Origin of the sequence: Bacillus sp. SJ-10 (assembly GCF_002843505.1) — a bacterium.
Lineage (GTDB): Bacteria > Bacillota > Bacilli > Bacillales > Bacillaceae > Bacillus > Bacillus velezensis.
In genome coordinates this window covers 3,406,400-3,418,786 of the sequence record NZ_CP025258.1, presented here as the reverse complement: position 1 = coordinate 3,418,786, position 12,387 = coordinate 3,406,400, and the positions used below count along the sequence as shown (strand labels likewise).

General features: G+C 49.6%; 14 protein-coding genes, 1 riboswitch and 1 other annotated feature. Of the genes, 12 read left to right on the top strand and 2 right to left on the bottom strand.

Annotation, left to right across the window (positions count from 1 at the left end; genetic code table 11):
* Positions 1-24: 24 nt before the first annotated feature.
* Genes CXL14_RS16740 through CXL14_RS16725 form a run of 4 tightly spaced genes read left to right on the top strand, consistent with a single transcriptional unit; the run spans position 25 to position 3,935 of the window.
* Complete coding sequence (locus CXL14_RS16740; protein ID WP_014417538.1) at positions 25-960, top strand: S66 peptidase family protein; 936 nt, start codon at positions 25-27, stop codon at positions 958-960.
* A 36-nt stretch (positions 961-996) separates the two neighbouring features.
* Positions 997-2,064: a dipeptide epimerase gene (locus CXL14_RS16735; RefSeq protein ID WP_206695487.1), complete on the top strand. Its 1,068-nt coding sequence runs from the start codon at positions 997-999 to the stop codon at positions 2,062-2,064.
* On the top strand, positions 2,061-2,960 hold the full coding sequence (locus CXL14_RS16730; RefSeq protein ID WP_014417540.1) for a C40 family peptidase: 900 nt from the start codon (positions 2,061-2,063) through the stop codon (positions 2,958-2,960). Before CXL14_RS16735 ends, CXL14_RS16730 begins: the two co-directional genes overlap by 4 nt.
* Before the next feature lie 3 nt (positions 2,961-2,963).
* Positions 2,964-3,935: an ABC transporter ATP-binding protein gene (locus CXL14_RS16725; protein ID WP_007610864.1), complete on the top strand. Its 972-nt coding sequence runs from the start codon at positions 2,964-2,966 to the stop codon at positions 3,933-3,935.
* Positions 3,936-3,962: 27 nt separating this feature from the next.
* Here CXL14_RS16725 and CXL14_RS16720 read toward each other — a convergent pair whose 3' ends face one another.
* Together CXL14_RS16720 and CXL14_RS16715 are read right to left on the bottom strand one after the other, a co-directional pair.
* Complete coding sequence (locus CXL14_RS16720) at positions 3,963-5,012, bottom strand: lactonase family protein (RefSeq protein WP_014417541.1); 1,050 nt, start codon at positions 5,010-5,012, stop codon at positions 3,963-3,965.
* Between the two features lie 70 nt (positions 5,013-5,082).
* Positions 5,083-5,943 carry a dimethylarginine dimethylaminohydrolase family protein gene (locus tag CXL14_RS16715; RefSeq protein ID WP_014417542.1) on the bottom strand — a complete coding sequence of 287 codons (861 nt, stop codon included), beginning with the start codon at positions 5,941-5,943 and terminating at the stop codon, positions 5,083-5,085.
* 189 nt (positions 5,944-6,132) lie between these two features.
* Here CXL14_RS16715 and CXL14_RS16710 point away from each other — a divergent pair, with 189 nt between their 5' ends.
* From CXL14_RS16710 to CXL14_RS16675, 8 genes are all read left to right on the top strand, one after another.
* Positions 6,133-6,651, top strand: coding sequence for an acyl-CoA thioesterase (locus tag CXL14_RS16710; RefSeq protein WP_003154772.1), 519 nt, complete (start codon positions 6,133-6,135; stop codon positions 6,649-6,651).
* 99 nt (positions 6,652-6,750) lie between these two features.
* Positions 6,751-7,296, top strand: coding sequence for a GNAT family N-acetyltransferase (locus tag CXL14_RS16705; RefSeq protein ID WP_014417544.1), 546 nt, complete (start codon positions 6,751-6,753; stop codon positions 7,294-7,296).
* Between the two features lie 12 nt (positions 7,297-7,308).
* A riboswitch (guanidine-I (ykkC/yxkD leader) is annotated at positions 7,309-7,417 on the top strand.
* Between the two features lie 66 nt (positions 7,418-7,483).
* Positions 7,484-7,822 (top strand): DMT family transporter, encoded by a 339-nt coding sequence (locus tag CXL14_RS16700; RefSeq protein WP_007407236.1) that lies wholly within the window; start codon positions 7,484-7,486, stop codon positions 7,820-7,822.
* The gene (locus CXL14_RS16695) at positions 7,822-8,136 is read left to right on the top strand and encodes a DMT family transporter (RefSeq protein ID WP_007407235.1); all 315 of its coding nucleotides are present in this window, start codon (positions 7,822-7,824) and stop codon (positions 8,134-8,136) included. Before CXL14_RS16700 ends, CXL14_RS16695 begins: the two co-directional genes overlap by 1 nt.
* A gap of 74 nt (positions 8,137-8,210) precedes the next feature.
* The gene (gene purU / locus CXL14_RS16690; protein WP_003154764.1) at positions 8,211-9,113 is read left to right on the top strand and encodes a formyltetrahydrofolate deformylase; all 903 of its coding nucleotides are present in this window, start codon (positions 8,211-8,213) and stop codon (positions 9,111-9,113) included.
* Between the two features lie 86 nt (positions 9,114-9,199).
* Positions 9,200-9,413: a binding site (T-box leader), on the top strand.
* Between the two features lie 69 nt (positions 9,414-9,482).
* The gene (proB, locus tag CXL14_RS16685; protein WP_032863785.1) at positions 9,483-10,595 is read left to right on the top strand and encodes a glutamate 5-kinase; all 1,113 of its coding nucleotides are present in this window, start codon (positions 9,483-9,485) and stop codon (positions 10,593-10,595) included.
* Positions 10,592-11,839, top strand: coding sequence for a glutamate-5-semialdehyde dehydrogenase (gene proA / locus CXL14_RS16680; protein WP_014417546.1), 1,248 nt, complete (start codon positions 10,592-10,594; stop codon positions 11,837-11,839). The genes proB and proA overlap by 4 nt, the downstream gene beginning before the upstream one ends.
* Before the next feature lie 113 nt (positions 11,840-11,952).
* Positions 11,953-12,378, top strand: a complete 426-nt coding sequence (locus CXL14_RS16675) for an organic hydroperoxide resistance protein (protein WP_007610880.1) — start codon at positions 11,953-11,955, stop codon at positions 12,376-12,378.
* The last annotated feature ends 9 nt before the right edge of the window (positions 12,379-12,387 follow it).

Genomic DNA, 12,387 nt, shown 5'->3' with positions numbered 1-12,387 from the left:
TCCGGAAAGGAGATTGAAAAAGTTATGAACCATAAACCGAAAGCACTGCAAAAAGGCGACACGGTCGGTGTGATTGCGCCCGCAAGCCCGCCTGAGAGCGGGACGCTGCAAACCGCGCTGCTGTTTTTAGAGAATGAGCTTGGCCTTCATGTGAAACTCGGCCGGGCGCTGAAGACCCGTCACGGCTATTTGGCGGGAGAAGACCGGGCGCGTCTCGATGATCTCCATGACATGTTTAGTGATCAGAATGTCAAAGCGGTGATATGCGCGTGCGGAGGATTCGGCACGGGCCGCATTGCCGCCGACATCGATTTCGGCTTAATCCGCCGCAATCCGAAAATTTTCTGGGGATACAGTGATATCACGTTTTTACATACCGCCATTCATCAAAATACAGGGCTCGTCACATTTCACGGCCCGATGCTGAGCACGGATGTCGGGCTTGAAGACGCTGATCCCCTGACAAAAGCGTCGTATCATCAGCTTTTTACAGAAACGGAATTCACCTATACGGAGGACATTTCTCCCTTAGAGGTGCTGACAGGCGGAAGGGCCGAGGGAGAGCTTGCGGGCGGCAATCTGTCGCTCATTACGTCCACACTCGGCACGCCGTTTGAAATCGATACGAAAGACAAATTGCTGTTTATCGAGGATATTGATGAGGAGCCGTATCAAATCGACAAAATGCTGAATCAATTAAAGATGGCAGGAAAACTGTCAGACGCAGCCGGAATCCTGGTCTGTGATTTTCACCAATGCGAACCGAAGCATAAAGAAAAGTCGCTTACTTTAGAGCAAGTGCTGAATGATTACATTGTCAAATCAGGGAAGCCCGCGCTTAAAGGCTTTAAAATCGGCCATTGTTCACCGAGCTTCGCCGTTCCGATCGGAGCCCGCGCGGTTATGGATACGGCGGCCAAAGCGGTAACGATTGAATCGGGGGTTTCCGGAAGGGAGTGATCAGGCGTGAGGATAACAGATATTCAAACGGGACGGATGTCCGTGCCGCTGAAAAAGCCGTTTAAGACCGCTTTACGCACGGTTTACAATGCTGAATCGGTCATTGTGAAGCTCACTTTTGACAACGGTCTGACCGGCTGGGGGGAGGCGCCGCCGACGGTTGTCATTACAGGCGACAGCACGGCCGGTATTGAAAGCGCCGTCCACGATGTGCTGAAGCCCGTTCTCTTGGGGCGGAGCCTTTTCGGCACGGAAGCTGTTCTGTATGATATCAGCCGGCTGTTGGAAAGAAATCAAAGCGCAAAAGCCGCGGTGGATATGGCTGTATATGACGGATGGGCGCAAATGCACGGACAGCCGCTTTACCGGCTTCTCGGCGGCTATCGGAATACACTGGAAACAGATTTTACCGTCAGCGTCAATTCTCCTGAGGAGATGGCGGGGGATGCAGACCGTTATATGAACAAAGGATTTCATATTTTAAAAATAAAAGTCGGCATAGGTGACATATCGGACGATGTTGCCCGGATTCAGGCGATCAGATCACGTGTCGGCGGAAACGTCAAACTGAGATTGGACGCCAACCAAGGCTGGACGCCGAAAGAAGCCGTGACTGCGATCCGAAAGATGGAAGACGCCGGCCTCGGCATTGAGCTGGTCGAGCAGCCTGTTCATAAAGACGATATCGCCGGGCTGAAGCAGGTTACCGATGCCGTAGACACGCCGATTATGGCGGATGAGAGCGTCTTTACCCCTCGTCAGGCCTTTCACGTGCTGCAGACGAGAAGCGCCGATTTAATTAATATTAAGCTGATGAAAGCGGGCGGCATAAAGCAGGCGGAAACAATCAATGCGATGGCCGAAACGTGCGGCGTGGAATGCATGGTCGGCAGCATGATTGAGACCAAGCTCGGCATCACCGCCGCGGCTCATTTTGCCGCGGGCAAACGGAATGTGACAAGGTTTGATTTTGATGCGCCGCTTATGCTGAAAGATGATTTGATTCAAGGCGGCATCACATACAGCGGCAGTCAGATTACGATTCCCGACGAACCGGGTCTCGGCATTACCGGTGTGTCGATACAAGAGGAGGCGAAAAGATGAGAGCAGCCGTTACAGCGGCGGCAGCCAACGTATGGACGCTGCCGTCATCTCCCCGTTCGGATGATGCGCCGATGCTTGAAAACCCGCCGCAGATCAGAAAATGGTTAGCGTTTATGGGATATGAAGAGCGGCTGCAATTATGCACAGACAACCTTGTCCAAACGCAAGCGCTTTTCGGGGAAGAAGTGATCATTCTCAAAGAGGAAGGGGAATGGGCTTTTGTCGCCGTTTCCGGCCAGCCTTCAAACAAGGATGCGCGCGGATATCCGGGCTGGATGAAAAAAAGCCAGCTTTCAAAAGACGGCTTTCATACATCTTCCCCCGCCGTATGGATTACCAAACCGACAGCTTTTTTATATCACACAAACGGCGAACCGGACTTGGAAGTAAGTTTCTTAACGCGTCTTCCGGCATCAGGACGTGAGAAAGGCTTTTTCCGGGTGCTGACGCCCCTCGGAGAACGGTTCGTAAATGAAGCTGACGCAGACGAGTGCCGGCATACGGAAGGACGGGCGGCCGATGTCATCGAAACGGGCATGATGTTTCTCGGGCTTCCGTATTTATGGGGAGGACTGAGCGGTTTCGGGTTTGACTGTTCCGGGTTTATGTATTCGATATTTAAAGCAAACGGCTATACCCTTCCCCGTGATGCAAAGGACCAAGCAAAAGCCGGATGCGGCGCGGCGGTAAACGATATCCGGCCGGCTGACCTTTTGTTTTTCGCCTATGAAGAAGGAAAAGGCGCGATCCACCATGTCGGTTTGGCGCTGGGAGACGGCCGAATGCTGCACTCCCCGAAAACGGGAAAAACAATCGAAGTGCTGTCTTTAGAAGGAACCGTCTATGAAAAAGAATTATGCACCGTACGCCGCTGTATAAGCGAAAAGGGGGAATAGAAAATGACGGCATCTCCGCTCCTTGAAGTCAGCGGGCTGAAAATGCATTTTGACGCAGGAAGAAAGAAAGCCGTAAAAGCAGTCGACGGTGTCAGCTTTCACATTAAAAGAGGGGAAACATTCGGACTTGTCGGAGAATCGGGATGCGGTAAATCGACGCTCGGAAGAGTTATTCTCCGTCTGTATGACCCGACGGCCGGTTCGGTATCATATGAAGGGACGGATATACACCGTGCCGCGGCAGAACAGCGGTCGGTCTTCTTCCGCAAGCTGCAGATGATTTTCCAAGACCCTTACGCCTCGTTAAATCCGCGCCTGACCGTAAGGGAAATTATTATGGAGCCGATGGAAATCCACAATCTTTACAATACAAGAAAAGCCCGTCTGATGATGGCGGATGAACTGCTTGAAGCTGTCGGGCTCCATCCGGATTTCGGCAGCCGGTATCCCCACGAATTCAGCGGCGGACAGAGGCAGAGAATCGGGATTGCCAGAGCGCTCTCTCTGCATCCCGAATTTATCGTGGCGGATGAGCCGATTTCCGCGCTGGATGTGTCGGTACAGGCTCAGGTCGTCAACCTTTTAAAAAGGCTTCAGAAAGAGAAAGGACTGACATTTTTATTTATCGCCCACGATTTATCAATGGTCAAGCATATCAGCGACCGGATCGGCGTAATGTATTTGGGCCGCATGATGGAAATTACAGAAAGCGCTGCGCTTTACCGGGAACCGCTTCATCCTTATACGAAGGCGCTTTTATCCTCAATCCCGATTCCTGATCCGCTTCTTGAGGACAAGCGTGAACGGATTATTCTGAAAGGGGAGCTCCCGAGCCCCCTTAACCCGCCGAGCGGCTGTGTATTCAGGACGCGGTGTCCTGAAGCGATGGAGCTCTGCGGTAAGATAACGCCTGAGCTTGAAGAAGTGAAGGCGGGGCGTTTTGTCGCCTGCCATTTATACAAAAAAGAAAGCTGACAATATAAAGTCAGCTTTCTTTTTTGATTAAACCTGATGCAGAAATGACACGCAGACCGGATACGGAACCGGAATGTCAGATTGAAGCAGAGTCAATTTGCCTGTTTCCGGATCACGTTCAAACAAAACCAGATTTCCCGTTTCTTCGTTTGACGCGACAAGGAATGTCTCGGAAGGGTCAAACGCGAAATCACGCGGCCAGTTTCCTTCTGTCGGCACCCATTCAATCAGAGACAATTCACCGGAATATTGGTTGATCTTATAGATGGCGATGCTGTCATGTCCGCGGTTGGCGGCATAAAGAAATCTGCCGTCTTTAGATATGCGGATCGCGCTGCCTTGCGATTTGTCCGTAAAGCCTTCAGGCAAAGCGGAAATGACCTGCAGCTCTCTGAATTCACCTAAGGTCGGGTTGTATTCAAGCGCGATGACTTCATTACTGATTTCCGTCATGACATAGGCGTATTTTTCCGCCGGATGGAAAACGATGTGGCGCGGCCCTGAACCCGGTGTGAAAGAGTGAGTTTTCACCTCTGTGAGCGAACCGTTTTTCATTTGGTAAGTATAAAGCGTATCCGTCCCTAAATCGACGGCTGCAATGTAGTTATGCTCGGGTGTATAGCCTGCGAAATGGGTATGCGGTTTCTCTTGTCTTTCATGAGGACCTGTTCCCGTATGAGCGGCTTCGGCAGCCGGCTCCCGCAGACTTCCGTCCTCATTGACGGGAAAGGCGTGCACTTTTCCGCTGTGGTAATTAGCGGTTAACACATATTCATGTTTATCATCAATGCTGACGTGGCATGGAGACGGGCCTTCAATCAGCTGGTGGTTCACAAAAGTTAATTCCCCGCTGTTCTGATGAATCTGATAGGCTGCGACGCCGCCTTTTCCGTCTGTCTTTTCAATGGAATACAGCATGCTGTTATCAGAATTCGGAGTGACGTATGTCGGGTTGCCGAGCTTTGCTGCCAGCTTCGGCCGGCTGAGCCGTTTCGCTTCTGTATCAAGTTCAAAACAATAAATGCCTTCGCTTCCGCCTTTTGTATATGTTCCCGCGTATCCTATGTACTTAGCCATTCGGTTTCCCCCTTTAGAGTCTTGTCTTCTCTATATTAACGTATCTTGAAGGAAACTGCCTTGTAAATGTTTAAGATGTTCTGACAAGCGGCAAGGTGCAGCAGCGGAAGGAACCGCCTGATTTAATAATTTCGGAAAACTCGGTTTCAATGACCGTATAACCTCTTTTTCTGAGCTCGCGGTTCGTATGACGGTGCTGCGGCAGGCTGATAATTGTCTGATTGCCGATTGACAGGATATTCGGGCCGAGCGTGAATTGCTCTTCTTCAGGCACTTCTATCATCTCAAAACGTTCGGCGAGAAGATCAATTTCTTTCTGCCGCAAGCCATTTTTGCAGTATAGCGCTTCCGTTTCCGAGATCATATTAAATACACAGTCCAAATGTAAGAAATCCTCCTTGAGAGGGATCGGCACAACCGTCATCTCCGGCAGCGCCTCCTGCAGCTCCCGGACAGCCGCTTTATCCGTACGCTTGCTCAGCCCGGCGTAAACGGTGCCGTCTGCGATCAAGATGTCGCCGCCTTCAATGTTCGCTTTTTTCAGTCGCGTATAAGGGATTTTCTTATTGTCAAGCAGGTCTTGAAACACTGTTTCTTCTCCCTGCCGGACTGAAGCCGCCATGTTTGAAATAAACGCCGTCTCGCCTAATACAAATCCGATATCCCGGGTGAATACCTGCTCAGGCAATGCGGAATCGGCAGGCAGCAGGACGACTTCAATCTGATGAGATCTTAAAATGTCAATAAACTCACTATGCTGTTTGAGGGCAACGGGTATGTTAATATTTTCTTGTTTGAAATGTTTCTGCGTTCCGTTAATAATATCCTTGATGGCCATGTGTTCCGGCCGGCATAAGATGACTGTCTGCAAAGCATCAAACTCACTGCGGCAAGCCGGTTTCCGCGTGGATTTGGGAATGGATACGTCCATGTGATATCCTCCTATCGGTATTCAATGTGCGTTTATTATTCCCGGATGTGGTGAATAATGAAACATTTCTGAGAGAATATCTAACCAACTTAATATTTAAAATTTTAGACAAAACGGTCAAAGTATTGTTTAATAGGGTACAGATGAATGAGTCAAAACGACCAGACACCAAAGGGGAGTTTAAATAATATGAAGTTGCCAGAATCAAGATTTTGCAAAGAAACAAGGGTTGTTAAAACAAGCAGGGTTTTTCCGCTTGATACGAATAATCACAATACGCTGTTTGGCGGAAAGCTGATGAGCTACATTGATGATATCGCTTCAATTTCCGCGGCCCGCCACTGCCGGTGTGAAACAGTCACGGCTTCAATGGATTCTGTAGATTTTTTGCGCCCCATCGGCCAACAGGATTCCGTATGCCTTGAATCTTACGTCACATGGGTCGGCACATCGTCTATGGAGGTGTTTGTCAAAGTCATTAAAGAGCATCTGATGACGGGCGAACGCGAGCTTGCGGCAACGTCGTTTCTGACCTTTGTCGCGCTTGATTCAAACGGGAAATCGGTACCCGTTCCGCGGATCGTGCCGGAAACCGAGGAAGAAATCATGCTTCACAATACGGCCGTTCAGCGCGCCGGAGAACGAAAAAACCGCTTAAAACACAGCAAGGCCCTGGCCGAGGCGCTCGGAACAGATAAACCTTGGTAATCGTCAAACCGCTTTTTAAAAAAGCGGTTTTTTTATGCTGAGAAAGGACTTTTCCTGCCGGATCCATAATCTATTACAGGGAAAGGAGACGTGGCGTGCATGATGGAACATAAGTCTTCCGGCACCATCCTGACAACCGGGCGTATCCGTCTGCGGACTATGCGGGATGACGATGAAGAAAATTTGTACGGGCTGTTTACCGACAGAGAGGTCATGAAATATTATCCTTCTCTCAAAAGCAGACGGGAAACGAGGGAATGGATTGCCTGGAACAAACGATTGGCCGCAGGATACGGCATCAGTCTTTGGATCGCAGAGGATAAAGAGACGGGCGCATTTCTCGGTCAATGCGGAATCGTTCCGCAGACGGTAAACGGAAACACTTTGATGGAAATCGGCTATATGTTTGCCCGCTGCCGCTGGGGCTGCGGCTATGCGACAGAGGCGGCGAATGCCTGTCTGGACTACGGTTTTCATATGCAGCAATACGGACGCATAGCGGCGCTGATTGATCCGGAAAACGCTGCCTCCGTCCGTGTCGCGGAAAAAATCGGCATGGTGCCCGGTGAGACCGTTACCAAATGGGAGAGGCAGCTGACGGTTTTTGACATCACATCTGACGTTGAACGTTTCGGCGAAATGTAGTATGATACAAACAGACATGTTTTCTAGGGTTCCGCATGTTCATACATGGCCTGGTCCGAGAGAAAACACATATGCGGACATATCCCGCATATGCACACGGAGGGAAAAAAGCCCGGGAGAGTCAATCTCATGAGAGACGACTATCCGGGCTTTTTTGTATTGTCCGGATACAGAAAGGGTGAAGAACATGAAATGGGGTTTAGTGGTCATAGCGGCCGTATTTGAAGTGGTATGGGTCACCGGCCTGAAACATGCTGATTCAGCACTGGCGTGGAGCGGCACGATTACGGGAATCATCATCAGTTTTTATCTATTAATCAAGGCGACAGACAGCCTGCCCGTAGGAACGGTATACGCGGTCTTTACCGGACTCGGGACAGCGGGCACCGTGCTCAGTGAAATCCTGCTTTTCAAAGAACAGGCCGATCCGGTGAAAATCGTGCTGATCGGCGTTTTGCTGATCGGTGTCATCGGATTAAAGCTGGTCACACAGGATAAGCCTGAGACGAAGGAGGAGAAGGCGTAATGCATTGGATCAGCCTGATAGCCGCGGGTCTTTGTGAAATGCTCGGGGTCATTTTAATGAATCAATTTCAAAAAGAAAAGAAAGTCAAATGGATTCTTTTCATTATCGCCGGATTTGCGGCTTCTTTTTCCCTGCTTTCTTATGCGATGGAGACGATCGCGATGGGCACGGCCTATGCGATCTGGACCGGTATCGGCACAGCGGGCGGCGCATTAGCCGGCATTCTTTTCTACGGCGAGCAGAAGGATGCGAAGCGCATCTTTTTCATTGCGCTTATTTTATGCGCTGCCGTAGGGCTGAAAATTCTTTCGTAAATTGATTTTTATCAAATCTTCAGTATAATCTATTAGTAAGTTACGAATTATGAAGATACGAGGGATTAAAACAGATGAATTCATATATGACACAGCGGCTGAAAGAATACCGCCGCGGGAATGAGGAAAAAGGGCGCCTGCTTGTCAGCTGCCCCGACCAGCCGGGAATTGTATCGGCCGTGTCGGCGTTTTTGTTTGAACATGGCGCAAACATTATTGAATCAAATCAATACACGACTGACCCTGAAGGCGGACGGTTTTTTCTTAGGATCGAATTCGACTGTAAGGGCATTCGTGAGAAAAAAGAGGACTTACAGCAGGCGTTCGCCTCAATCGCCCAGACATTCGGCATGACATGGAGCCTGTCTCTGGCAAGTGAGCTGAAGCGAGTGGCGATCTTTGTATCGAAGGAGCTGCACTGCCTTCATGAACTGATTTGGGAATGGCAAAGCGGCAATATGATGGCCGAAATTGCGGTCGTCATCAGCAACCACGAAGAGGCCAAAGAAGTGGTCGAACCGCTGAATATTCCGTTCCATTACATGAAAGCTAACAAAGACATCCGCGCCGAAGTGGAGCGGCGCCAGCTTGAGCTGCTGGAGCAGTATAAGATTGATGTGATCGTTCTTGCCCGATACATGCAGATTTTGACGTCTGATTTTGTATCTGCCCATCCGAATCGGATTATTAACATCCACCATTCATTTCTGCCGGCCTTTATCGGCGCTAATCCGTATAAACGGGCTTATGAGCGCGGAGTGAAATTAATCGGCGCGACTTCTCACTATGTGACGGACGATCTTGACGAAGGGCCGATTATTGAACAGGATATTGAACGCGTCGATCACAGAGATCACGCAGAGGATCTGAAGAATATCGGCAGAACGATTGAGCGGAGCGTGTTGGCAAGAGCCGTAAAATGGCATCTGGAAGACCGTGTCATCGTTCACGGAAACAAAACGATTGTATTTAATTAATGACGGTCCGCCGGGGAGGCGGACTGTTTTTTATGGATGAAAATGTCTTGACAAGAACCTGTTTTCTTTGCATAATATAAAAAAATCATTGAGCGTTGAAGAGGATCAGTACGCAGAACTTTCTGTGACAGAGAGCAAAATGGCCCGCTGAAACATTTTGCCGCATGAAACCTGCCGAACCTGCCTTGGAGTCCTGAGGGGAAAACTCAGGCGCGATAACCTGGCGTTACAGGAAAGCGGGACGCGTGAAAAACGCGTTCAAACAAGGTGGTACCACGGAAAGCCCATTTCGTCCTTATTTTTCAGGACGGAATGGGCTTTTTTTATTGACGAGAGCCGGTTTGGATTGATTGCCACGGAGGAGAAATGATGAAAAAACAAAGAATTGTTGTGAAAATCGGGAGCAGCTCGCTCACCAACAGTAACGGAAGTATTGATGAAGCAAAAATCAAGGAACATACGGAAGCCATTTCTTTATTAAAAGAAAACGGGCATGAAGTGATCCTCATTACCTCAGGCGCGGTGGCAGCGGGTTTTTCCGCTCTCGGCTATCCGTCGCGACCCGTTACGATAAAAGGAAAGCAGGCCGCTGCCGCAGTCGGCCAGACGCTTTTAATGCAGCAATATATGGACCATTTAAAAAGATACGGTCTGACGCCGGCACAAATTTTATTAACAAGAAATGATTTCTCAAAAAGAGAGCGGTACAGAAATGCCTATGCCACTGTAATGGAACTGTTGGAGCGTGGCGTCGTGCCGATTATTAACGAGAATGATTCCACATCAGTCGAAGAGCTGACGTTCGGTGATAACGACATGCTGTCGGCGCTTGTGAGCGGGTTGATTCATGCAGACCAATTAATGATTCTCACAGACATTAACGGGCTGTACGATGCCAATCCGAATGAAAACCCGGACGCAAATCGGTTCGACTATCTGAATGACATTACGCCAGAATTGCTCGGGTATGCCGGATCAGCAGGCTCAAAGGTCGGCACCGGAGGCATGAAGTCAAAACTTCTCGCCGCCCAGACCGCATTGTCGCTCGGGGTGAAGGTATTTATCGGAACCGGCTCCGGACGGGAAAAACTGATGGGAATTTTAGACGGAAAAGGCGACGGCACTTATATCGGCGATAAAGACCTGTCCTCAGTGAATAATACACGGCAATGGATCATGTTTCATTCTCCGATATCAGGGGAAATCATCATTGATGGGGGAGCGGAGCAGGCGATGATCCATAACGGGTCAAGTCTCCTCCCGGCCGGTGTCGCCGATGTCTGCGGCAGTTTTCCGAAAGGGGCTGTAGTGGAAGTCAGAGGGCCCGGCGGCATTATCGGCAAAGGGCAGACGCAGTACTCATCCGATGAAATTTTAGAAGCCAAAGGGAAGCGGAGCGACCAGCTTTCAGGAACGAAGCAGGTGGAAGTGATTCACAGAGATGATTGGGTGAATTTATTTGACGAGGGGGAACACAAATGAGTGAAGTATTGCAAAAAGCGGCTTTGGCAAAAGAAGCGGCTGCCGAAATGGTCATGAAAACGACGGCTGAAAAAAACGAAGCGCTCCAATGTATTGCAGACGGACTCAGAAATGAACGCCGGCTGATTTTAACAGAGAATCAGAAAGATATTGAAGCGGGACGGAACAGAGGACTGACACCTGACATTATTGACAGGCTGACTCTTGATGAAAAACGCCTGCTCGATATCGCGGACGCCGTGGAACTATTAATCGGTCTTGAAGATCCCGTCGGTGAATCGCTGGAGACCATTCAAAAAGAGAATGGATTATCCATTGAAAAAATCCGCGTGCCCCTCGGAGTAGTGGGCATGATCTATGAGGCCAGACCGAACGTTACCGTAGACGCGGCCACACTCTGCCTGAAAACCGGAAACGCGGTTGTGCTCAGAGGAAGTTCTTCCGCCATCCACAGCAACATAGCGCTTGTCAGTGTGATGAAACGCGCACTGGGGCTGTCAAAGCTTCCGATTGATGCCGTTCAGCTCATAGAAGATACAAGCAAAGAAACCGCCAAACAGCTCTTTACATTAAATGACGGGCTGGATGTATTGATCCCGCGCGGCGGTAAAAATTTAATTGATCTTGTGGTCAGGGAATCAACCGTACCCGTTTTAGAAACCGGAGCGGGCAATTGCCACGTGTACATAGATGAGTCAGCAGATCCTCAAATGGCAGGCGAGATCGTCATCAATGCCAAAACACAGCGTCCTTCGGTCTGCAACGCGATTGAATCTCTTTTGATTCATGAAAAATGGGCCGAAGAACACGGGCGAAAGCTGCTGAATCAGCTGACAGAAAAAGGGGTGGAGCTCCGGGGAGACCAGGTGATTTGCAGACTGGAGCCTCAAGCGAAACAAGCAGAAGAAGCCGATTGGGGAGCGGAGTACCTGGCGCCGATTCTCAGTGTGAAAACGGTGCAGGACGTACAGGAGGCGGTCCGCCACATTCAGCAGTACGGCACAAACCATTCAGAAGCCATTCTGACGGAGAACGCCGAGCATGCGGCTTACTTCCAGACCGCCGTTGACGCCGCCGCCGTGTATCATAATGCTTCAACCCGGTTTACGGACGGTTTTGAATTCGGATACGGAGCCGAAATCGGCATCAGCACGCAAAAGCTTCACGCGAGAGGGCCGATGGGGCTTCCGGCGTTAACATCTACAAAAATCATCATCAAAGGAAACGGACAAATCCGCGTATAATCTTTTAAGCTTATCCTTCAAAAAGGGTAGGCTTTTTTTATGCGGAAAGATTGACGGTTTCTATTATATTGTGTAAGATTAAATTGTACACAATATAATAGAGGTGAATTCACATGACAAAACCATTATTTACTGCAACCGTATCAGCCGCCGGCGGACGTGAAGGGAAAGTCACGTCTTCTGACGGAGTGCTGAATCTTGATGTTGCCATGCCGGGAACGCCAAGAGCAAAAAAGCTCGAACATGCCACAAACCCTGAGCAGCTGTTTGCCGCAGGATATTCAGCCTGCTTTGACAGCGCTCTTCAGCTCGTAGCGAGAAAAGAGCGTCTGAGTATTGAAACAGAGGTCACTGCACATGTCAGTCTGCTGAAAGATGAAGCAGACCAAGGATATAAACTAGGCGTTACGCTTGAGGTCAAAGCATCCGGCATTGATAAACAGGAGCTTGAAGCCCTTATTCAAAAAGCGCACGGTGTCTGCCCGTATTCAAAAGCGACAGCGGGAAATATTGAAGTGAAGCTTCTGGCAGCAGAATAAAAATAAGGA